The sequence below is a fragment of the Catenovulum agarivorans YM01 genome, from assembly GCF_000281085.1.
Lineage (GTDB): Bacteria > Pseudomonadota > Gammaproteobacteria > Enterobacterales > Alteromonadaceae > Catenovulum > Catenovulum agarivorans.
In genome coordinates, this window is sequence record NZ_JH767525.1 from 43949 (window position 1) to 68151 (window position 24203).

Annotated in this window: 18 protein-coding genes; 3 read left to right on the forward strand and 15 right to left on the reverse strand. The window is 40.1% G+C overall.

The genetic code is table 11. From position 1 onward, the window contains the following. Window positions 1–59: 59 nt before the first annotated feature. The 11 genes from WSC_RS0107660 to pelA all read right to left on the reverse strand — a co-directional run bounded on the left by WSC_RS0107660 (window position 60) and on the right by pelA (window position 15602). Entirely contained in the window at window positions 60–890 is an 831-nt protein-coding gene (locus WSC_RS0107660) for an ion transporter (RefSeq protein ID WP_026016724.1), read from the reverse strand. A 120-nt stretch (window positions 891–1010) separates the two neighbouring features. Then, window positions 1011–3236: a heavy metal translocating P-type ATPase gene (locus WSC_RS0107665; protein ID WP_016955334.1), complete on the reverse strand. Its 2226-nt coding sequence runs from the start codon at window positions 3234–3236 to the stop codon at window positions 1011–1013. Window positions 3237–3251: 15 nt separating this feature from the next. Beyond that, window positions 3252–3656 carry a MerR family DNA-binding protein gene (locus WSC_RS0107670; protein WP_016955335.1) on the reverse strand — a complete coding sequence of 135 codons (405 nt, stop codon included), beginning with the start codon at window positions 3654–3656 and terminating at the stop codon, window positions 3252–3254. A gap of 55 nt (window positions 3657–3711) precedes the next feature. Further along, the gene (locus tag WSC_RS0107675; protein WP_016955336.1) at window positions 3712–6825 is read right to left on the reverse strand and encodes an efflux RND transporter permease subunit; all 3114 of its coding nucleotides are present in this window, start codon (window positions 6823–6825) and stop codon (window positions 3712–3714) included. Next, window positions 6825–8369 (reverse strand): efflux RND transporter periplasmic adaptor subunit, encoded by a 1545-nt coding sequence (locus tag WSC_RS0107680; protein ID WP_016955337.1) that lies wholly within the window; start codon window positions 8367–8369, stop codon window positions 6825–6827. Before WSC_RS0107680 ends, WSC_RS0107675 begins: the two co-directional genes overlap by 1 nt. Next, a complete protein-coding gene (locus WSC_RS22170; protein WP_016955338.1) occupies window positions 8369–9757 on the reverse strand; it encodes a TolC family protein in 1389 nt (462 codons plus the stop codon). Before WSC_RS22170 ends, WSC_RS0107680 begins: the two co-directional genes overlap by 1 nt. An 88-nt stretch (window positions 9758–9845) precedes the next feature. Further along, window positions 9846–10277 (reverse strand): hypothetical protein, encoded by a 432-nt coding sequence (locus WSC_RS0107690; protein ID WP_016955339.1) that lies wholly within the window; start codon window positions 10275–10277, stop codon window positions 9846–9848. A gap of 29 nt (window positions 10278–10306) precedes the next feature. Continuing rightward, complete coding sequence (locus WSC_RS22175) at window positions 10307–11515, reverse strand: DUF3095 domain-containing protein (RefSeq protein WP_016955340.1); 1209 nt, start codon at window positions 11513–11515, stop codon at window positions 10307–10309. A 90-nt stretch (window positions 11516–11605) separates the two neighbouring features. Continuing rightward, a complete protein-coding gene (locus WSC_RS0107700; RefSeq protein ID WP_016955341.1) occupies window positions 11606–12373 on the reverse strand; it encodes a hypothetical protein in 768 nt (255 codons plus the stop codon). 138 nt (window positions 12374–12511) lie between these two features. Continuing rightward, the gene (locus WSC_RS0107705) at window positions 12512–14404 is read right to left on the reverse strand and encodes an EAL domain-containing protein (protein WP_082196140.1); all 1893 of its coding nucleotides are present in this window, start codon (window positions 14402–14404) and stop codon (window positions 12512–12514) included. A gap of 49 nt (window positions 14405–14453) precedes the next feature. Beyond that, window positions 14454–15602: a pectate lyase gene (gene pelA / locus WSC_RS22180; protein WP_016955343.1), complete on the reverse strand. Its 1149-nt coding sequence runs from the start codon at window positions 15600–15602 to the stop codon at window positions 14454–14456. A gap of 165 nt (window positions 15603–15767) precedes the next feature. Here pelA and WSC_RS24030 point away from each other — a divergent pair, with 165 nt between their 5' ends. Next, window positions 15768–16622: an inositol monophosphatase family protein gene (locus WSC_RS24030; RefSeq protein WP_016955344.1), complete on the forward strand. Its 855-nt coding sequence runs from the start codon at window positions 15768–15770 to the stop codon at window positions 16620–16622. A 23-nt stretch (window positions 16623–16645) separates the two neighbouring features. On the opposite strand, the gene WSC_RS0107720 is transcribed toward WSC_RS24030, so the two are convergent. Beyond that, window positions 16646–17326 carry a PilZ domain-containing protein gene (locus WSC_RS0107720; protein ID WP_157447226.1) on the reverse strand — a complete coding sequence of 227 codons (681 nt, stop codon included), beginning with the start codon at window positions 17324–17326 and terminating at the stop codon, window positions 16646–16648. A gap of 169 nt (window positions 17327–17495) precedes the next feature. Here WSC_RS0107720 and WSC_RS0107725 point away from each other — a divergent pair, with 169 nt between their 5' ends. Beyond that, complete coding sequence (locus WSC_RS0107725) at window positions 17496–18062, forward strand: nucleotidyltransferase family protein (protein WP_016955346.1); 567 nt, start codon at window positions 17496–17498, stop codon at window positions 18060–18062. Here WSC_RS0107725 and WSC_RS0107730 read toward each other — a convergent pair. Continuing rightward, window positions 18046–19395, reverse strand: coding sequence for an alkaline phosphatase PhoX (locus tag WSC_RS0107730; RefSeq protein WP_016955347.1), 1350 nt, complete (start codon window positions 19393–19395; stop codon window positions 18046–18048). The two genes, WSC_RS0107725 and WSC_RS0107730, sit on opposite strands and share 17 nt — an antisense overlap. Before the next feature lie 88 nt (window positions 19396–19483). Then, window positions 19484–22165 (reverse strand): DEAD/DEAH box helicase, encoded by a 2682-nt coding sequence (locus WSC_RS0107735; RefSeq protein WP_016955348.1) that lies wholly within the window; start codon window positions 22163–22165, stop codon window positions 19484–19486. 205 nt (window positions 22166–22370) lie between these two features. Between WSC_RS0107735 and WSC_RS0107740 the strand changes: the two genes are divergently transcribed. Next, window positions 22371–22550, forward strand: coding sequence for a DUF6435 family protein (locus WSC_RS0107740; RefSeq protein ID WP_016955349.1), 180 nt, complete (start codon window positions 22371–22373; stop codon window positions 22548–22550). A 29-nt stretch (window positions 22551–22579) separates the two neighbouring features. On the opposite strand, the gene WSC_RS0107745 is transcribed toward WSC_RS0107740, so the two are convergent. After that, window positions 22580–24193: a trehalase family glycosidase gene (locus WSC_RS0107745; RefSeq protein ID WP_016955350.1), complete on the reverse strand. Its 1614-nt coding sequence runs from the start codon at window positions 24191–24193 to the stop codon at window positions 22580–22582. Between the last annotated feature and the right edge of the window lie 10 nt (window positions 24194–24203).

The following is a 24203-nucleotide window of genomic DNA, read 5'->3' on the forward strand; positions in this document are numbered from 1 at the left end:
AAGCTCATCGATTTATTTGGGGTTGGGTACCTCCGCAAATACCCAACCATTTCTACGCATTATGAAGACTTATTTTGCGCTTGTATATGTTGCTGCAACATCTCTTTAACTATGCGTAATTCACTTTGCACATCATCTAATGTTGGTTCAACTTTGCCTTGCTCTTTGTATTTTTCTGCTCGCGCTTTGGCATGCTCTTGCTCCATCACGCTAACTACTATACCAATCACCATATTCAAAAAGGCGAAAGCAGATAAAAAGATAAAGGTTAAATAATATATCCAGCTGAGTGGATAAACCTCCATAGTTTCGTACATTACATCAGTCCAGTCTTCAAAAGTCATAACCCTGAACAGAGTTAATAGCGCGATAGTGATATCGCCCCATAAAACTGGATTAATGTTGGCAAACAAAGTGCTGCCAACGGCTGCGTATATATAAAAGATAATAAACATTAGCAACATAACATAACCCAATTGCGGTAATGCTTTTACTAACGAGGTTAATAAGATGCGTAATTCGGGAATTATCGACACCATACGTAAAACGCGGAATACCCGAATTAACCGACCTATGACCGCCATTTCTGAGTTATCAACCGGAATTAAGCTGACGAATACAATGAGTGTGTCGAAGCAGTTCCAAAACGAGGTAAAGAAACGTTTTTTGTTTTTATCGGCAATAAAACGAATACTGATTTCAATTAAGAAAAATACCGTTATAAAATAATCTAACCAGTTGGTTAATTGGATTACGCTGTCTGGCAATGGATAAGTTTTTGCGCCTATCAGAAGCGCAGAAATAACGATTACGGATATAACAAAAATTTCAAAAGCTTTATTGCTTTTTAACTGCTCAAAACGATCTTGAATAATTTCAAATCGACTCATATTTGCACAGGTGTTTTCCACTTACATATGCTCCAACAAAGAGAAAGGTTTGCTACAAAAAATTGCGGCGATTTTAGCATATTCAATAGAAAAACCTGTGCTCTTTACAAAAATTTTAATCTAGCTCTTCACCCTCAATCTATTGGCATTTAACACCACAGTTACCGACGACAAAGCCATTGCAAGCCCAGCTATCATTGGGTTTAAGATAAAGCCTAAACTTGGGTATAACACACCTGCAGCAATCGGTATTGCCGCGCTGTTATAGGCAAATGCCGCAAATAAATTTTGTTTGATGTTTGTATAAGTGGCTTGGCTAACATCAATTGCCTCTATCACTGTGCTTAGTGAGCCGTGCATCAACACTATATCGGCACTTTGCATGGCGATGTCTGTACCTTGCCCCATAGCAAAACCAATATCAGCCGTAGCCAAAGCAGGCGCGTCGTTGATACCATCACCCACCATAGCAACAATTGACTCTGGCTTAGTTTGTTTAATTTGGGCGATTTTATCGCGTTTGTCGACTGGGCTTAATTCTGCATAAACCAGGTTAATCCCCAAAGAGCTCGCAACTTTATTGGCAACGGCTCGGTTGTCGCCAGTTAACATCACAATATCTATACCCCGTTGCTGCAAGCTTTGAATGCTTATTAAACTATCGTCCCTAATTTTATCTTCTATACAAAATACGCTGTGCAATTTCTTATTTATCGCGACATAAACCAGCGTATTTGCTTGTTGTTGAATCTCCTCAGACAAAAGAAGGGAGTCAGTTGCTACCCCATTATTTTGCAACCAACTAATATTACCAATTAACACCTGCTTGCCCTGACATATACCGACCACACCTTTGCCAACAGTTGCAGAAAATTCACTGACGTCTATTGGTTTAACTGCATATTCGCCGGTTAAATAATTAACCATAGCTTGGGCTAATGGATGTTCGGATAAAGCCTCAACGCTAGCAATACGCTGTAAATCATCTGTATCACAGTCGCTTTTAATAAAATGTACTTGGCTAACTTCAGGCTTGCCTTGGGTAATGGTACCTGTTTTATCTAAAACTAAAGTGGTTATTTTACCAGCACGCTCAATAGCGTCACCATTTTTATACAAGACACCTAATTTAGCCGCGCGCCCTACCCCCACCATAATCGACATTGGCGTCGCCAAACCTAAAGCACAGGGGCAAGCAATGATTAATACCGAGGTTGTTATCACTAGAGCATATGCTAGCTGGGGCTCAGGCCCTAGCAGCCACCAAACAATACCGCTGATAACAGCGATTAACATCACCACGGGTACAAATACGCTGGCTATTTTGTCCACCAGCCGACTTATTTGAGGTTTGGTGTTTTGTGCTTGTTTTACTGTTGCAATAATTTGTGCAAGTAAAGTGTCTTGCCCGACCCGTTTGGCAATAAATTTAAGCGTACCTGTTTGGTTAATACTGCCAGCAACTAACTTATCACCAGCCATTTTACTGACTGCGATTGGCTCGCCAGTTAACATAGATTCATCGACATAACTAGCACCACTTTGCACTTCACCATCAACAGGTATTTTTTCGCCGGGTTTAACCAAAACACAGTCGCCCTGTTTTACCTGCTCGAGTGCTATGGCTTGCGTTTTGCCATTTATTTCAACCCAAGCAGTTTTACTCTGCAATTGAATCAGTTGGCTAATGGCATCAGATGCATTACTGCGTGCTTTTAGCTCTAAAGCTAAACCTAAGTTAACTAAACCCAATATCACCACAGCCGCTTCAAAATACATAAATCTAGCATTTGACGGAAAAAGCTCTGGCAAAACGACAACTAAAAATGAATAACCCCAAGCCGTTAAAGTGCCTAACGAAACTAAGGTGTGCATATTGGCCTGTTTATGCTTGAGGTTTTGCCAAGCACTTAGGTAGAAATGTTTGCCTGAGATAAACATGACTAACGCAATAGTCACAGCAACAACTAACCACATTGTTTGTTCAAAGATATTGGTTATTTGCATACTGCCACCAAACCATTCGTACAGCATTAAACCAGTACCAAATGCCAAAGCAGTAGCCGCTTGTATATATTTCTTTCTATATTCATCAATGGCTTGCTGCTGATTTTGTGCAAGCTGTTCAGCTTGGTTTTCACTAGCAATTAATTTCGCGCCGTAACCAAGTTGGGTGACAGCCTTAATTAACTCATCAACATGGCTACTAGCTTCAACTTCAACTGTGCGATCAGCAAAATTCATTTTTGCTTGTACAACACCTGCTTGTTTATTCAGCGTGGTTTCAATTTTATTAACGCAAGAAGCGCAAGACGCACCATCAATTGCTAAATTGTATTTAGTCATCATCCGCCCCTTGGTTTATTGTTGAAACGAACCAATTAGATGACAAATATGTTCACTATCAGGTAATTGATCTTGTTGGTCTTGCCAGCTCTCCAGCGCCAGCGTCATTTTTTGATGCAATTGCTGCATCTGCTTAATTTTTTCTTCAACTTCATGCAAACGTTGCTCGATAAGTTTGCGCACAGTCGGACAAGCCGACTGACCACAATCGGCTTTATCTAAAATATCGCTGATGTCAGCTACCGAAAATCCTAATTGCCGTGCCGATAAAATAAAGCGCAACCTCGCCTGCTGCTCACTATTAAACAATTTGTAGCCATTGGCTGATTTTGTCGCTGTTATTAAGCCTAAACGTGCGTAATACCTGACTGTATCCGCCGTCGTATTTAGTGCTTTCGCTAGTTCGTTAACCTGTAACATAGTCACTCCTAATACACTTGTAACTTTTAAACTAACATCAGCTTAGACCTGCGTGTTACACACAGGTCAAGGATTTTTGTTTAACCAAAGTATAAGCAGCTGGCAATACCAATAAAGCCAAGATAACTGCGCTAGTCATGCCACCAACCATAGGTGCGGCAATGCGACTCATCACCTCTGAGCCTGTACCAGTTCCATATAAAATAGGAATTAAACCAATAACTATGGTCGCAACTGTCATCATTACTGGACGAACTCGCAAGCCTGCACCTTGCATAACAGCTTGTTGAAATTGCTCGGCAGATACAGTGGCTGTATCTTGTTTTAGCTGTGCAACAGCTTGATTTAAGTAAACGAGCATAATGACGCCGATTTCCACAGCCACCCCAGCAAGTGCGATAAAACCAACGCCAACCGCAATAGAAAAGTTAAAACCTTCTAAATACAGCAGCCATAAGCCGCCTATCATAGCCATAGGTAAAGTACCTATTATCAATAATACATCTGTGACATTTCTAAAATTGAGGTACAACAAGACTATGATAATGCCAAGCGTAAGCGGCAATACATAACTGAGTTTTTGCTGTGCACGCTGCATATACTCGTATTGGCCAGCCCAAGTTATCGAATAACCTGCAGGTAATTTAAGTTGCTCGGCTAATACTTGCTGCGCATGGTTAACATAACTGCCAATATCTATGTTTTCTATATCAATAAATGTCCAACCATTTATACGAGCGTTTTCGCTTTTTATCCCAGGTGGGCCATCTTCAACTTTAATATCTGCAATATCAGATAAAAGCAGTTGTTTGCCTTGCTCAGTGACAATTGGCATATTCGCCAGTTGATAGGGAGAGTCGCGATAATCCTGCGGTAAACGCAAATTAATAGGATAACGTTCTTGCCCTTCTACGCTGTAGCTTAAGTTCATCCCACCAATTGCACTAGCAACAATTTGCTGCACATCTTGAATATTCAAGCCATAACGCGCAGCATCATGGCGGCGAATATCCAATTTTAAATATCGGCCACCCGCAACTCGCTCCGAATAAACAGATGCTGTGCCTGCAACAGGTTTTAGAATTTGCTCTATTTGTTGGCCTATTTGTTGAATTTTTTCAAGCTCAGGTCCTGCGACTTTAATCCCGACAGGGGTCTTAATACCTGTGGCTAACATATCTATACGGGTTTTAATAGGCATCACCCAAGCATTAGTTAAACCCGGTAATTTAACCACTTGATCAAGCTCTTTTATCAATTTATCCGTGGTCATGCCAGCTCGCCATTCGCTACGAGGTTTAAGCTGAATAAAGGTTTCGATCATAGTCAGTGGTGCAGGATCAGTCGCAGTTTCCGCCCGCCCTATTTTGCCAAAAACGTTTTGTACCTCAGGTATGGTGCGAATAAGCTTGTCGGTTTGTTGTAAAACTTGCCTTGCTTTACCAATTGAAATGCCCGGATATGTAGTTGGCATATACATTAAATCACCTTCATCTAAAGGTGGCATAAACTCACTGCCAATTTTATTGATGGGATAAAAACCAACCACAGTCACGACCAGCGCTAACAACAAAGTAGTTTTAGGATAAGTGACCACTCGTTTTAATACCGGCATGTATACTGCTATAAGTAAGCGGTTTAGTGGATTTTTCTTTTCTGGCAATATTTTACCGCGCACAAAATACCCCATTAACACGGGAATAAGGGTGATCGCCAAACCAGCGGCTGCAGCCATTGCATAGGTTTTGGTGTAAGCCAATGGCGCAAATAACCGGCCTTCTTGTGCTTCTAAAATAAACACTGGCAGAAAACTGACCGTGATAATCAATAAACTAAAAAATAGTGCAGGCCCTACTTCACTGGCTGATTGCGCGACAATTTGCCAGCGGTTGTGTTCTGTTAGCGGCGTTTTTTCCATATGTTTGTGCATATTTTCAATCATAACGATTGCGCCGTCTGTCATAGCACCAATCGCGATCGCAATACCACCTAGCGACATGATATTAGCGTTAATACCTTGAAAATACATAATGATAAAAGCAACCAAAATGCCCAAAGGTAAACTGATAACAGCCACAATAGACGAGCGCAAATGGAATAAAAATACCGCACAGATAATGGCAACTACAGCCAGCTCTTCCATCAGTTTGTGCCATAAATTATCCACTGCATTATTGATAAGTTGCGACCTGTCGTACACAGGTACAAGCTCAACGCCAGTGGGTAAACTTTTTTCTAACGAGGCAAGTTTGGCTTTTACCCCTTCAATGGTTTTTTGTGCATTTTCGCCAAAACGCATCACAACAACACCGCCAACCACTTCACCTTCACCATTTAGCTCGGCAATACCGCGGCGCATTTGAGGGCCAAACTGCACATTGGCCACATCTGCAATGGTTAACTGACGGCCATCGCTGTTTATGCCTAATGGAATAGCTTTTAAATCATCAATTGATTGAATGTAACCTGTGGTGGTGACCATGTATTCGGCTTCAGCCATTTCAATAACTGAAGCACCTGTTTCACCATTGCCACGTTTTATTGCCATTTGCACATGTTGTAGCGGAATACCATAATTGGCGAGTTTGATTGGATCTACTTCTACTTGGTACTGTTTAACCATGCCGCCAATTGGCGCAACTTCGGCAACACCAGCAACTGTTTGTAATTCGTATTTTAAGAACCAATCTTGAATTGAGCGCAGCTCAGCTAAATCATGTTGGCCAGTTTTATCTTGCAGGGCATATAAATAAATCCAACCAACACCTGTGGCATCTGGTCCTAGTTGCGCTTTGGCGCTGTCGGGTAAATTGGGTGCAACTTGGCTTAAATATTCCAGCACGCGGCTGCGCGCCCAGTATAAATCAGTGTCATCATCAAAAATGATGTATACATACGAGTCGCCAAAAAATGAATACCCCCTAACTGTTTTTGCCCCCGGCACTGCTAAAAATGCCGAGGTTAACGGAAAGGTTATTTGGTCTTGCACAACTTGCGGTGACTGCCCCGGATAAGTGGTTTTAACGATAACCTGAACATCAGATAAATCAGGGATAGCATCAACTGGAGTGTTTTTTAATGAAAATATCCCAGCACCAACAATAATAAAGGTACATAACAGCACTAAAAATCGATTGTGTACTGACCAATGGATAATTGCGCTAATCATTAGTGGCCTCCATGCTGCATAACATCCATTGCCATCATACTGGTGATAATAAAATCATCGTGAATTTCAAAATTAAAATGCACTGACATACCAGAGTTAAATTGGTCTAAATCTATCGAGTCGGCTGCCCTAAAATCCATAGTTGCTGGCGGCCTGTTCCATTTTTCAATTGCATCGCGGCTGATATTTAATATTCGGCTTTGAGCATCTATTGAGTTAATCACGCCCATAACAGTTGCCGATTGCACGGCTTGGTGAGCAACCTGTTGTTCAGCTGGCATAGAGTGAGCCGAATGCTCATTTTCACTAGGCTGCATACGTAAAAAGTCAGAGCTTTTACTAGATTCAGAATCCAATAAAAACTGTGCGGAAGTAACAACTTTATCTCCCTCCATTACACCAGATAAAACTTCAACAAACTGATTTGATTGATGCCCTAACTCTACTTCGACCGACTTAAACTGACCTTTGGCTAATTCAAGCACAACACGATTTTGTTTTCCGGTTTGAATGACTGCTTGTAAAGGCAACAAAATTTGCGCTTGTTCACTCTTTATTTGAGCTGCTACCTTGCCGTACATGCCCGCTTTTAATTGATGTTTAACATTATCCAATACAATACGCGCGCGAACTAAACGCGTTTTTTCATCCACTTGCGGGTAAATATAATCAACAAGCCCACTAAATTGCTGCTGTGGTAGTGCATCGGCAACAAAGTTAATGGCTAGATTATTTTTAACCAATGGACTCTGTTTCGCTGAAAATTGCGCTTCTACCCATACCTTATCTAAGGTCGCTATGCTCATGATAGTGGTACCCGGCTGTACATAAAACCCTTCGCGAATGGGCAGTTGATTAACCACACCTGTTTGCGGCGCACTAAAGGTAATATAAGCTTGCACAGCTTGAGTGTTATTCAGCTTTTCGATGAGTTTTTTTGGCAATTGCAATGCAAGCAAACGCTCTTTAGCAGCTTTTATTAATGGGTTTTGCCCACGTTTTAACGCAATTAAATATTCTTCTTGGGCATTAACCAATTGCGGCGAATACAAAGTATAAAGCGGCTGGCCTTTTTCAACTGGTTCACCTTGTGCTTTAACATAAAGTTTGTCTAACCAACCTTCTACTCTGGGGTGTACATGCACAATTGAATTTTGGTCATATTCCACCACAGCGGATGCAGTAATGGGTAAAGTTAAAACATCCAACTTAGCTTGGGTGGTTTTAACGGCTAAATTATTCACCACTTCGGGCGAGATACTCACAACCCCTTCGCCAAATTGGCTGTTGGCGTTTTCTTCATATACTGGGACTAAATCCATGCCCATAGGGGATTTACCCGGTTTGTCACGGCGATAATTTGCATCCATAGGTGCTACCCAATACAAAGGCTTTTTCTCAGTGCTTGTTTCAGCACTTGAGGTTTGAGCCATATCTGAATGTGTTGCAGACCTAGTTTGCATAACAATAGCAGCAAGCAAAAATGCAGCAAGCCCACCTAAAATAAGGCCAAATAAAAACGGTCGAGAAAAGATGCTAGCCATTAGTTAGCCTCCTGAATTGAGTGCACTGGGAAAAAATAATTAAGCTGCACCACTTTTTGCAGCTTTTGGGTATGTAATTGCAAACTTTGAATATGCGTATTGAGTTCGCCAATGCGAGCTCGCACTACTTCAGCAAAGTCACCGTCATCATTTGTATATGCGGTAATAGCAGCTTGTGCTTGCTGTTTGCTTTGGTCGAGTAAGGTGTCTTGATAGAGCTGATGGCGCTGCTGTAATAGCAAATAAGATTCAGCTGCTGCTAATGCTTGTCCATACATGGTTTGTAACAAGAGTTGTTTATCGGTTTTTACCGCTTCAGCTTTAGCTATGGCGGCTTTGTTGTTTTGATCTTGTTTATTGCTGGCAAAAATTGGCCAATCAAAACTCACGCCCACTGAAACAAAGTCCGCTCTATCCATTTGTACACCATCGGCACGGTACGCATAACTGGCATTGACCATCCAGTGCGGTTTATAAGCTTGTTCGCTTAACTGCACATCCAATTCGCGGCTTTTAAATTGATTATCTAATAATTGCACTTGTGGATGCTGCATCAATTTTTTAATTACTGGCATTTGCTGAAAGCGCCAACTTGTGCTGATGTCAGGTTGGTTTAATACAATTTCAGCTGCAGTAGTGTCGACCTGATAGCTAAAAATATCTGGCAGCCATTGAGCTAATTGCGCCTGTATATTTTGTTGTTTTTGTTGCTGCAATAAACGTTTTTCATGCAACTGTGATAACTCTAATTCAGCGCGAATAATGTCTTGTTGACGGGTTTGCCCTATTGCACTGGCATAACGCGCTTTGGCTAATTCAACCATTTGTTCAAACAATACTTGGTCTTGATTAATGCGCTGCTCAATTTGTTGTGCCAGTGTGTATTCAAGCCAAAGTAAACTAATTTGCTGGGTAAGTTGCAACTGGCGGAGCTGGCGCTGAATTGGGTGCTGTGCAGCAACATTTTGCCACTGCTGGTGCTGAATGTGTTGTGAGTCGCCTCGTGGCAACATTTGACTAACGCCAAACTTAACCTGAGTCATGCCCTCTTGGTTAAGCGACAAACTATCAATTGGCACATTCGCTAAAGCTAGCGAAAAATTTGGGTCGGCCCAATTATCAACCGCGATACTTTGTGCATTAGCGGCCTGTTCTGATAATTGATTACTTTTAAGCCATAAGTCTTGTTGAATGGCTTTTGTAATTAAAGCGTCTAATGACAATTTATGTTGATGAATAGAAGTGAGACTGTTTTTTGGCTCAGCTGCTAATTTTGCTTGTTGGTTAGCAGAAGCATAGTCAATTTGATTCGCATAAGCCGCTGATACAAAAGTAAAACCTAATAAAAACAGTAGATGAACTGGATAAATAAATAACTTGTTAACCATTTTAAAAATCGCATATTTAAATGACACACAGCACAAACACACTAGATGCTTGGCAGTTTAAGAAAATTTTGGATAGATCTATCCTAGGTTATAGAGTTATCGGTGGGCGATATAAACTTGCAGAGGGTTGTGAGATAAAGGATTCGAAAGATTTAGTAATTTTGTTTGGTGTGGCCGCAACATGGTCAATTGCCAATTCGGTTAAAATGATACCTGCATTATGACAAATCTGGTGCGGACATTGGCATTCAGCTTTAGCCGTTTTACAACAGTCATGCGCACTGCTATCCGCAGCTTGATGTGTATCTTCCATCATCTGCATATCATGCTCAGCATGCATCGCATGATCGTGGCCTTGATGTTCTGAAGTTTGATGGTTAGCTGCGGGTTTATCTAGGGTTACACTTGGCGACATATGCATTTGGCAATTTTGCATATCAACAGCTGCAACTTGGCCTACCAACATAGTTAGTAAAGCAAAACAAGCCAGCAATTTTGATTTTAAATTAGCCAATCGCATAACAAATTAATATTCGCCTTTCGTCCAAACTAATTAGAGTTTAGCGCCAATTGCTCTGCATTTAAAGCGGCTAACTGACTTTTAAGTTGTTTTGCTGCCATAGCATAACCACCTTGAGTGGTATCTAAAAAATGTACATGGTCATGGTTGTAATCATTCACCATACAAGTAATTAAAGCGCTAGGTGCAGCATGTATACCATAAACTAACAAACCGCTTTGCTGCAGTTGTTTAAGTTGATTTTGCAAAGCATTGCGCTGCTCCGCATTGCCAGAAATGACCATGCGCAACATATCATCAAATTTTTGAAAATCAGTATTGTCGACCAATCTTTGTTTGTATACGCCCCAATCCGTTGCATCGGTTTTAACTTTATTTTTCATTAAATAATTACCAACATGGCGTAGCAGCTTTAACTTAGCTAAGTATTTGTACTTTTCTAATTGGCCAACAAAACCACCACGAATTTTCGCTTCGTTCTGCAAGTCGGCAAAGCTGGATGACAATGTCATCTGTTCAGGGGTAATTGGGTGATAAGCCAGCTCATCACCATAACAGCCGTTAATCGCCATCAACACAATTTGATAAATTTGATCCGACGAAAACTGTGCATCCGGCAAAGCCTGCACTAACAAAGCAACATGCTCTTTTGAACGACTGGGTATCTCATTCCAACGACATTCAAAACCTTCAAACAACGACTGTTCTGTTTCGCCTTCTTGCTCATCTGGGGTTAACAGATAAGGTGAATTTAGCTGCTTAATTAAACTGTCAGCTAACGACAAACCATTGCCATCAAACATTGCCTGAGAAAAGTGCGCTTTAGGTTTGAACTTAGCAACTCGAATATCTTTACCTTTGGCGCGAATATCTGCAACAGGCACTATGCCCGTTCTAATTTCTAAACCAAATTGCGCCTTGGCTAGCTTAACTGTAGCTTGCAAAGCTTGCTTCACCTTGGCTAAAACAGATGAAGGCACACAGGCACTTGCTCCATCACCACCAAATACATAGGGTACTTTAAGTGGTTTAATACTATTCATAATGGCAACAATAGAGGCCACACCTAAGGCATTTACTTGGCGATATTTTCCTTGCTCAATCGCAGCGGTTGAATTAATAACGTCAGTGATCACGACAAACCAATCGTCGGGAATAGAGTGATAATGGTTTATTTCAGCAAATTCATTAAACAGGGAGAACTCTGGTAGGTTTTGATAAAACAAATCATTTTGCATGGATAGATCCATTGAAACCGCGGCATGTTTGCACCATACAGAATAAGACCCGCATGGTGCAAGAAAATAAGCTTAATCCTAGAAGAATTTTTATTGAACATCCGCCCGCACATCAATCGACTGATTGCGATTGCGATATTGAATTTGAATAACCGCAGTAAGATCAGCGTTTAAATACAGATTAATTACATCTGCGTCATCATCAGCCCCATAACTTAACTGCACTCTAGGTTCATCTTGAATAAAAGTGCGATCCGAAATATTTTGGATATCATCTTCAGTAAAAGCAACGCCGGTATCAAAATCAACACTTAGGTCAGTGCCTATTGTGACAGTACCGCGTGAATGTGTGCCAGAACTAGCAACCACGTTGTAGGTTCCAGCATATTTGATCACTAAATCTGCATTTGGTAAGTCTGAACCAGGTTCAACATAATGAGTGAACTGGCCTAAAAACACACCAGCCGAACTTGATACATTAATTTCGTGGATGCCTGTTGCGGTTAGACTCACAGCATAGTTGAAACCGTTTTGCTCATCCATCCACACATACTCGCTGCCGACCATAGCCACATCGTCTAGTTGTAACTCATCACCATTTGCTGCATCTGGATCAGTATCAATAAACAAAGTACCTGAACTAGAAAAAGTGAAATCAGCAAGTTGATCTAAATTGTATGGCGCGCCTGAGTTAGCATGAGTAAATTGCATGTTTGCAACCACATCCATTAACTCAGTTGGTAAAGTAACAATAGGATCACCACCTGTACCATCATCGTCATCTGAAGATATATCTAATTTACAAGCAGAGAGTAAAACTACAGAAGAAAGTAAAATTATTTGTGGATATTTAAACATAGTCCTAATCCTTTTCTTAAACTCAATATGAGAATGGACTACTGACTCATTCGCGATTTATACCCAAGCAGCATGGATATATTAGTTTGGTTTATGTCTAAATATTTTTCCAGTTTTCGCCAGCCGATAAAGCAAAAATTACGCAGCTGCTACATCCAACTCAATATGCTCAACTGGCGCACTGAAGTGATAACCTTGTGCCATGTGCACACCAAGTCCAGCTACTTCAGCTAAAATTTGTTCGTTTTCTATATATTCTGCAACCACTTCAAAACCGACAGAATTTGCAAATTGCACTATGTGCTCAATAAAAAGGCGAATGTCTTTGTCTTCACAAATACGCTCAATTAAAGAGCCGTCAATTTTCAAACCATCAACATTAAGTTTCAAAAAGTGTGAAATATTTGAATAACCTACACCAAAATCATCAATAAATATCTTAACGCCTGCCGCTTGGTATTTATTGATATAGACTTTAATACTGGCATAGTCGTCTACCCCTTCGGTTTCCAACAACTCAAAGGTAATGTTTTTAGGATTAGAATATAACTCTAGCTGCTCTAAAAGCCAGTGACACAAAGCTGGGTCCATCATATCTGCCGCCGACATATTGATGCTCCAACACACATTTGTCTGATTGAAGCGCTGTGCGCATTGCAAAAACATAGTTTTCACCAACTCTCTATCCAAACGGCTGCGATAAATAACAGGTAAAAATTTGAATGGCGGTACAAAATTTCCTTGTTTGTCTTTTAGCCTAGCCAATGCTTCATACTTAACAATTGCACCAGACTCCACACTTATAATTGGCTGGAAAAATGGCACAAACCTATTTTCAGTAAATGCTTGGCTAATTTCAGCACTCATAACAATGTTGTATTGATATTTAGATTTGAGCTCGTTAAACGCGCTGGAATAACACTGTAGCATCAGGTCTTCACTACGCGCTATGGTTTCGGCCAACAATGCATTTTCCAACACTTGGCTACTCAAACCATTGTCGCAACCTATATGTATTTTGGTATAAATGAGTGGAGAATCTAAAATCGGCGAACCAACATTCAACTCGGTCAAACACGCTAACACATCTTCATAAGCGATTTCTTTGTTGGCGACCACAACTACCTTGGTTGGCGAGAACCTAAAGTATTTGTATTCTTTACCTAAACTATCCGATAACTGCTGTAATAAATTGCTCACGCAAGCATCTAATACATCTTGGCCATAAAAACTGCCGATATCGGCTAAATCTTTACAACCAATAACAGCCAAACTCATTTGCCCACGCGCTTTTTTTAACAATTCAGACAAAGCTGCATGATTAGCAAAACCACTAGCAGGATCTAAAGTTAAAGCGCTGCGCATTTTATAAACATAAGCTAAGCCGTACAAAAAGGATAATCCTAAAAAGTAAACGCCAGAAATAAGTGCAAAGTACAAACTGTTTAACGTTGCGTTTTTAACTTCGGCAAGATTAATATCGGCACAAATTAAAATAGTGCGGCCACTTTCAGTTGTATACGGCAACAATATCGAACGGAACTCTCCCCACTTATCAACTGTGTTTTCGTATTGAATTGTTTGGCTTAGGAAAGCTTGATGTTGAGTAGGTGTGGTACTTTCGTACACATCAAAATAGCGAGTTACCAACCCAGACTCAGCATCTTCAGCTGTGTAACTCGAGCTGGTAAAAAATATACTGTCGGCTATTTTTTCCAAGGTATAGACGTATTCAACATCAGAGCGGCGAGCAAACTCCGACATCTGCATAATCAATTTTTGGTAGTCACTATCGGCGAAACTTTTTTGCTCGCCGACTATTGCCGATTGCGATTTAACTATCTCTAATGCACCCAGTGCTGCCTGATGTAATCTTTGATCAATTTCAGCAAGCGCATGGTGTTTTTGATAAAAGAAAGTAACTAAACTATATAAACTGATAGCTGCTAAGCCTGAAAGGAAAACAATCCATATTCCGCGGTAATGCCATGTATTCATCCAAACACGCATCAGTAAACTCCTTATACTCATAGGTTTATCCTTACCACTTAAGGTTAGTTTGACCAGCTCACATTAGCAATTACTTTGGCAAGTTTTTTTGCCAATTTACGTAGCTTTCACTTATTAGTTGTTGTGGCCAATATCCATACCAAGTATACCCTGTTCGCCTATCTCTTCCGACTTCTTGAAGTTTATAAACTTTATTACCTTCACGCCCGGCCATAAAAGGCTGTTGAGTTTGTAAATCATAAAATCTTGCCCAAATTGGTGGCGCAGTTTCATCTTCAACTTCAAATAAATCGTAAGTGGAAGTGAAGTATTTAAAACGCACAGGCTCAGTTTCAACTTTTTTAATGCGTAAATTATCTATTTTATGCTGTTTAAACCAAAGCACCGCGGCTTCTACCGCCTGAATAACCTCTTGGCTTGGTCTAGGCTCAGCCATTAAGTATTCGACAACAGCGACACTTTCCCAAGTTAACAGACCAGCTAACTCGTAGCTGCGTGCGCCGACTGGTTGCAAAGTTTCTTTGTGATATTGGCCTGCCCAAATGGTCTTTTTACCATCAATTTCAACTTGTAGTTCAAGCAATAAATTGTGCCCTTTTTGCCATGCGGCGGCACTTTGTTGATAAATTTCTTCATTAAAGAAGGTAAATGGCGCAGATTTCTTGGCAATATCTCGTAATAAATTTAAAGTGCCCGGCATCACCTCATCAGCAAAGGTAATATGTTCATAATATTGACCCTTACGTGGTGGTGAATGAGCAAAACCACCGTTGTTGTACTGCGCAGCTAAAATATAATTCAACCCAGCGATTGCAGCGTCTTTGTAGCCCTTATCCTTGGTAATCATATATGCATGAGCCAAATAACGTATTTGCGGATAAGTATTACGGTTATCCAAACTAGAGTCTAAAGCGTCCTTATTAGCCAAAACATTTTGTTTTTCGTCTTCTGATAGTTTTAGCAGGATATTTTTATTGGTTGGCCAACCACCATTATTGCGCTGGTATAACAAAATGTTGTTAGCAATCCCAACTATGTCATTTTCTTCCAATAGCTGCTCTGGTTTATCTGGATTTTGATCTCGCCAGTGTTTAATAATGTCATAAAACTCTGCTAATGAGATTGCGGGTTGTATTGTAGAATTAGCTTGATCACTTTTATCGATTGAGCATGCCGCCAGTGCAAAAACAACGGCTAGTATAGGGAGTAGACACTTCATTTTTATCCTTATTCGTATCAATTAAAAAATTAAACTAAATCATCACGCCAAAGCCACCGGTGGCATTATTGCAAAATACATAGCCCAAGCAAAGTATTTGCATTTGATGTTATCAGCAAACCCCTTACAATAAAGCCTCTTTACGATGTAATTAAGGACTTTGTTTTGCCGATAAAATCTATTTGGGATGCCCAATTTGTATATGCTACAGCTTGTAAACTGGCTGATATTGCTGTTGCAGAGCAACAAAAACTAACCACCGAAATAAAACCAGACAATTCAATTGTCACACAAGCAGACAAGCTAGTAGAAGATACTGCGATTAAAGCATTAGCAAACCCAGCAAATGATACTTATGTAATTGGCGAAGAAACGATAAAAGAATTAACCCGAGCTGAATTAAACCAAGCGCTTACTGGCAATTGTTATATTATCGATCCAATTGATGGCACTGTGCCTTATGCATCACTGACACCTTTGTGGGGCATATCCATAGGGTTTGCACAGAATGGCGAATTAACTGAAGGTTGTATTGTTTTACCAGGTACGTTTGAAGCGATTATTAGTTATCAAGGCAAAGTGCTATATGGCAAAGGCATTGGCGCTTTACCTAAGTTTGAGCAACTTGTAGAGCTGTCGCCTGATCTTAAAAACAACTGTGACCACCCATCTCGCGTATTGGTTATTAACCAACTGATTGCTAAAACCAAACAGGTTGAAGGATTAAACCGAGGCGTAACCACTTATTACAGCATTGTTTTTCCGTATGTTTATTTAGCGCAAGGTCGTATGGCTGGTATTTGTGCCGGGTTAAATATTTGGGACGCAGCCGCTGGTAGTGCAATTTTGCGCAAGCTAGGATTTCATCAAAGTTTTATTGATGGCACGCCGCTGACTTTCCAAATTGAACAAGACTACGATTTTTCAATGTTTAAACAAGGACAAGCGCGCTCACGACAAATGATGATAGTGTCGAAAGATCAAAAGTTTAGTCAGGAACTCGTGGCTTGCATTAAGTAATGCTCAATCCGTTGTTAATGCGATTACAAACCATGTAGTCGCATCAGCAGTATGGCAAATATTGACTTCACCATGGACTCATCGTTATCTTCAAATTGAATGCCAAACCAAGTTTTGTCTTGAATACGCGCATTTTTGATTACACCATAGAGCTGGAAATCAGATTCAAAATCATCATTAACGCCAAAATCAATATTAACCCGCTCACCCACTAACTCAGCAATGTTGCTTTTGTTTAATACAGCTTCTTGTTCTTCAGTTAGGTTAAATTCGCATTTTAGCCCAGTTAATGAAAAGTCACTGACCATAGTTAAAAATTCTAATTCTTTATTTAGCAAGCGAACACCAGCCATAGCCTCAACTTTTAATCTAGGTTTTGACCTAAGCTGTTGGCTGTTAGTTTGATTCGGAAAACCAACTAACAACAAAGGTTCTCTTAATTTAGATACACCCAGCGACGGTGCTTTAAACGACAGTGCATGCAACACTTCTTTTGCAACCATAGTGCGAAGGGTTAAATGCGTGCCTGGCACTAAACCAAATTTGTGATTAACCAGCGCTCTAGTGTCTGGAAATCGTAAAATCAGGTACTCTTTATCAATCAGCCCCACATACAACATCTGAACCGTTTGCATTCTGTGCCCAGTATCTAGGTAACTGACACTAATAGGTGCGCCTGGTTTTAGTTCCAACAAAAGACTCAATACACTTTCTCCAATCAATGTATGGCTTAACTAATTAAGGCATATACCAATAAAATGAGCAAGTTGTTTCAATAAGTTAGCTAGCCGTCTAGTTTTAGCAAACTGATACTTATACTATAAACCCAACAATCCCAACTAAGGATGAGTAGTGAAAATAGCAGGCGTGATAATGGCAGCTGGACAATCTAGTCGGTTTAATGGTTGTAAACATCTAGCGAAAGTTAACGAGCATAGTTTGTTAGAGCTTACCTTTGAAGCTCTGCAGCATACCGGGGTCAATGATGTTTTTATAATAACCGGTCGCTGGCACAAACAAATTCGCGACTTTTTGGGCGAAAAAAATTGCAAAGTACAACTGCTATTCAACCCAAACTGGCAAGCTGGGATTGGCAATTCAATCGCATTGGCAGTTACCAAACTCGCTCAAGATTATGATGCTATTTTAATTGCACTCGCCGACCAAGTGGCGATTACTCAGCAAGACTACCAACAACTATTAGATGAATTCGCCTTACAGCAAAAGGATATTGTCTGTGCAAACTACCAACAAACACGAGGGGTTCCGGCTGTTTTCAGTAAAACCACCTTTGCGCAACTAAGTAAGTTGGATGGAGATAAAGGTGCTAAAAAATTACTCTATAGCAGCGAATTTAGCATAGTCGATTGCCCACTCGAAAGTGCAGCAATCGATATAGATACACAGCAGCAACTTGATAATTTTACCAAGGTCCTGTGATAACTAAGGTTTTTGCAGGTGAGTATACATTTACAAACAAGGTGCGACCATCTGGCGAAAAACATGTGCCTGCTAGTTCGGTTTGTTCATGCAAACGCGCAAAGTCGTAAACTTGCCCCTGCGGCGTCACACCACGTAAATGGTTATCAACAATATCCGTATATTGGTCTTCACACACCAATAAATGTCCGTTTGGCATAACAGTTAAATTATCACCAAAGTTATAGGCTGATTTATCGTAACTCTCAAAAAATAATTGAATTAACCCAGGTGATTGCTGTTCTTCCGCCATACCTTCAACCACAGAAGGTTGATAACGCATAATTTGGCCAAACTGTTTTTCACCGCCATTAGTGCAACAGAAATATAACTCGCCATTGCCCCAGTGAATGCCCTCTCCTCTGGCAAACAAAGCCGCGCCTTTTTGATAACCTTGTTGGCGTAGGTCGTCTTCTGGGCTTTCAGGATTTTCTATTTTAATCCACTCAGCTTCAAACCACTGTCCAACTGGCATAGTGGCTTTTGACCAATTGCGTGTATCAAACTGCTTATGCTTTTTAATCACTAAAGCTTCTAACCTACCACCTTTGGCCAACTGCCCATAAACATCTGGCACAAAACGATAAAACAAGCTGTCACCGCGATCTTCAGTTAAATAAACAATACCTGTTTTAGGGTCAACAGCTGCGGCTTCGTGATTAAAGCGCCCCATTTGTTTTAATGGCACAGGATCAATTAAACCTGTTGCATTGGCTGGCACTTCGAAGATATATCCATGATCTTCATTCACGCCTGAGCCACTGCGAACAACCGATTCTTCACAGGTTAACCAAGTACCCCAAGGGGTTATACCACCCGCACAATTTCGAATGGTGCCAACTAAACTTAAAAACTCTTGCTCTTTTTGTTGAGTTTGTAAGTTATAAATAATGGTACTGGTACCACCCGGCAAGGCTACGCCATTGTTTAACTGGTCGTACGCTTTAGTGGTTTTGTGTGTTTGAATTGACTTGGGTTGGCGGTCTAAATGCTTAGGCTGCAACTCGTGATTGCGAATAAGTGCAACTCTGTTATTAGCTAACGGAATACAACCCATGCCATCAGCTCTGTCTGGCACTGCGAAATTATCACTCATCATATCACCTAATTGTGATATCACTTTGTAACTAAAACCTGCGGGTAAATCGAGCAACTTTTTCGGATCTGCTTTTAAAGGGCCATAAACTGTCTCAATACTCTCTAGCGCTAAAGCCTTTTTACCCAAAGAACTGGCGGCTAATCCCGAAAAAGCCATAGAGGCTAAACCTAAACCAAACTGTCTTCTTGTTATCATACTGCTGTGACCTAATAACTGTTTGTACGGTATCCTATTTCAATTTCGTGTAAAAATTATTACAGCTCTCGTAAAGTTATTATGGCAATTAACATTTACAGCCTAATTTTTCTGCAATTTTTTGAATACAGGTTTGCGCATCTAACGTCCATAAACCATAAGTAACGGGCATAATCTCCACACCCACTCGCTTAAACAATTTGTATGTTTCTAACTTAAAAAAATCAGACCAAGGCCCAGGAAAGCCGATTAGATCAACGGCCAGATATTTTCCATCAAAACCACACAACAAATCGATTTCTGTTCCAGCTATGTGGTAACCAGGCCAAGTTTGAATACCCAGATCCTTAAGACGTTCAGAAACTTGTTGTTGGAAAGCGTCCATAGAATCTGCTGTACTGTGGACAGCATTAAATTCAGATGCCGAAGCCACATATTGTGCAAGTAAGTTAGATGTAGGTAATTTATTGGCGTCAATTGAAAGATAGACATGCTGCATACTTCGCGCACGGGTCACACACACATTAAATACATCTGCTTTATTCAAATAACTTGCAGCTCTAACTGACTTGTTATCGAGAGCAAAAGATATAAATACAAGGTCTCGCTCTTCACCTTGAAAACCATATGGTGTTGCAACTAAAATTTTGTGAGCTTCAATTTCTTGTACAGAAAATTGCTTATTAATAGCAGATTTTAAGTATTCAGCTTGAGCTCTAAAAGGTGATATCACGCCTATAGTTTGTTTAATGGAAAGACTGCTTTGATTATCAACTAGGCAGCGCAAGTCAGAAATTATTTTACCTGCTTCCGTTTTATTAACACCATAGGTATCGCGACTACCGCCTGTACTTTCGATTATCAAATGACCAGACGAGGTACAGGGTCGGTGCTGAATCACCTTTAATTTATTTTGGTAAAATTGCTTATTGCTGAAATAAATTAACTCAGGCTGGCTTCTAAAGTGTTCATCCAAAAAGTTAACTTGATCACCATTTTTTATTTGCTCCAGTGCTAAATCTAACACTGAGTTATCTCTATAGCTTAAAACACCATTCGTCTCCCACGTTAGTTCTTGCTCCTTGAGAATTGAGGTTTCTTTTTGCTTAGAAAGAAAAGAATAATGTTTAAGCTGTTTGTTGTCGCCAATAACAACCGCTCGTTTTGCTCGAAAGAAAGCAGGTAAACAGGCGCTGATATTACATTGAGTAGCCTCATCAAGGATAACTAAATCAAATAGTTCGTGTTTCATCGGGAGAACTTTATGCAGCGTATTCAAACTCACTAACCAAACCGGGAAAGCAGCAAGTAAAGCGTCGTAATTTACCTCACTGAAACGTTCAAACTGGCGCTGCGATGTTCGGCTACTTACCGCACTTTTAAAGGTTTTTAGCACCTGTCGATACTCTTTTAACAGAGTGTTTAACTGATTCTGTTTATAAAGGCTCAAATATGAACTAGCAGCATTTTCTTTTTGTTTAAGTAAAGTATTTAATTGCTCCAAGGCGAGCCACTGTTTCTCTAAGGTAAATATTTTGGTTTTAAATAAAGAAAAATAAATGTGCTTTCGCCACTTTGATTCTTTCTTTTCAAGCGCTTGTATTCTATGGCCTCGGCGAATTGCTTGTTGGCAAAACTTTTCAAATTTGCGTTCGAGCTTATCTACTTTTTTACCCAGTGAATTTAGCTTAATTTCCAATTTTTGTAGATTGGTGCCATCCTCAAACGAAGAGTATCCTTCTAACAAATCAGCCAAATATCGCTTAAACTGACGTAAAAATGTTTTTTGGCCAGCTCTTATCGCAATATCCCCCATCTCAAAATTGTCCGCTAGCTTTTGACTAATCACCTCCAACGCTTGTTCTGTGTGCGAAACAATTAGCACTTTCTTTCCTCTAGCCATGTTTTCAGCAGCAATCGCTGAAATGGTATAGCTTTTTCCAGTTCCAGGGGGGCCGGAAACACAGCTTAGCGGTGCAGTTGCTGCTGTCGAGATAATTTTGTTTTGCGCTGCCGATAATAAACAAGGCAAATACTGATGTTTCAAATCTGTAACCGACTCACTTTCAGCTTGCCCTGTTAATAATCCAGCTAAAGCATTCGATTGAACGGAAGAATCAATGATCTGATCCAATTCGTGAATAACACCTCGGCTTGCTTTCGCTTTATCAAGCAAGACCAACATAGATGCAGGCAACAGAGTAAGTTTTTTAGCCTTGTTGCATTTCTTTAGAGTGGCTAAATCCACTAAATTTGGAAAATCTAATACCTGAAAACTACTAATATTACTTGGTGATTCACTGAATAAATTAGCCCAAAACGAAGTGGATTTAAGCTCTTGTTCACTTAAGTTTCCTAATGAAAATTCAGGATTAGTTACAGCAAGGACAGGTTCGTTAATACCAAAGGTTTTATCGTCTATAGTAAAGTAAAATTGTCCTTGCTCACATTCAATCTCAGCTTCATTATAAATGATAGGAGCAGCAATAGTTTTAACATCACCATCAAGCTCCAGCTGCCCCGCTAAAATATACCTGATATATAATAATTGTTTTTCTCGCAGGTACTGCTGGGAGCGCTCAAGCAAGGCTTTTCCTAGAACATTCTCTATTGGTAGCCGAGGTAAAAACCCAGTGCCTAACTCATCTTTTCCTTCTAAAACATAGTAATCAGCTTTTTTAAGTTTAAATATGTCCCAGAGTGCAATAGAAGAGTTATCCGCTTTATAACAGTCACGGTAATAACAAACAATTTGATTTAAAGATGGCATATTTAGCGAATATCGAGATTAATCATATTTATCCAACAACATATTGGTAAACTTGTTCGTTGGGTCGTATTTTCGTTTTACATTAAGGTATAACCGAGCAAAGGGAGAAGCTTGATAAAAGTGTTTTAATTATAATGACATTTTAATCCTTAAGCCCTCGCTCAACGTAAAAAAGCACTTCAACTACCTGATCAAGAGTTTTATTATGTTCTCAATATTTAAAAAAGATCCAATAAAAAAGCTGAATAAACTATATGAAGCTAAACTCGAACAAGCAATGTGGGCACAAAGAAATGGTGATATTAGGTCTTACGCCATGATAACCGCTGAAGCTGAGAAAATAGCTGAAGAAATTGAGCAGCTAAAAACAAGTGATAAAGATTAAAGCCACATCAGTGGCTTATTATCAACAATCTAGCGAATTGATAGATGCTGCAACATTTCATCAAACGCAATTGCAACACCATTGGTCCAACCAAATCCATCTTGGTTTGGATATTCACCACCACCAGCAGCTAGGTTGATATCCACTACATTATATTTTTCCATCATTTTACCGTCTTGCTGATAGACCTTTTCATTTAACGCCAACCAACGCTGCATTACGGTTGTGGCAAGTTCGTTTTGTTGATAGCGCAATAAGCCTTTAACCGATAAATATTGCAGTGGCGCCCAACCATTTGGGTAATCCCACTGTTCGCCAGTTTGCGTTAAGGTTGTAACTAAACCACCTGCATGTAAAAAGTGCTGGTTAATATACTTAGCGACGCTTGCAGCGGTTTGCTTAGATGAAGCGCCAACAAATAACGGATACATCATGGCAAGTGATTCACGGCCAGTGAATTGTTTTAACTTGTAGTTATAATCTTGGTAAATACCCTTTTGACCATCAAAATGATACTTGTCGATAAGTTGTTTACGTTTGTTGAGCCTTTGCGTGTAAAACTGTGCTTTGTTTTGTTGATTCGTATGTTGGGTTAACTGAACCAGTACACTTTCTAGCTGATACAACAAGCTGTTTAAATCAACTGGGATCACATCCATGGTATGAGTTGTTTTTTTGCTTTTGCCATCAGCAAACCAGCGACTGCTAAAATCCCAGCCTGATTCGCAAGCTGCGCGTAAGTCTCTGTGATATTGTGGCCTTTCAGCTTTGGTGCGTTGCAGCGCCCACTTGTATTCTTTGCCGTACGCTTCAGCTCTAGGTGTTTCTAACGCGCCATAATAACGGTTAAAATAATCGCCATTTTCAAGCACAATTAAATGTTTGCCTTCAACCGCTTGTTTAGGAATTTCGCTATGGCCATCCATCCAAAACAGATACTCTTTTTCTAGTTGCGGTATGTATTGCACCACAGCATCTAAACCAAATTTATCCGCATAACTTAATACAGTAGCGGCAAAAAACGGTGGTTGTGAACGGCTTAAAAAGTAACTGCGATTGCCGTTTGGCACATAACCAAATTGGTCAATTAAATAAGCAAAGTTATCTAATATGCCTTTGGTTAAGCCTTGTTGATCAGACTCGATTAAACCTACTATGCTGAAATAACTGTCCCAATAAAACATTTCACGAAAGCGTCCACCGGGTACAACATAAGGGTTAGGTAGTTGGATTAAACTTGAATTTGTCTCAGTTTTTTGTGGATGGCGTACAAGCTTAGGCCAGTGTTGGCGCAAGTGCTGTTGCATATTCGGTAGTTTTTCAACCGTTTGGATAGTTGACGTTAGCGGCAGCTTAAAGTTTTTTAAAACAAATTGTTTAAGATTAAAATTGCCAGCTGATTTTTCCGCTTGGTAATCTGCCAGTATTTTTTCTGCGGGGTAAAGTGGAATGGCATCAACAAAGGTTTTGTAATCGCCCATTACTTTTTCAATTTGTACTTGTTTAAATAAATCGCCAAATACAAGCTCGGCTTGATACAAATCGTCGCCTTTTTCTGATACTGCAGCATAACCATTTATACCCATAAGCCCTGCCAACAACACAGTGCCTTTGGCTAGATTTCTAATCCAGTTTCGCGCCATCACAATCCAT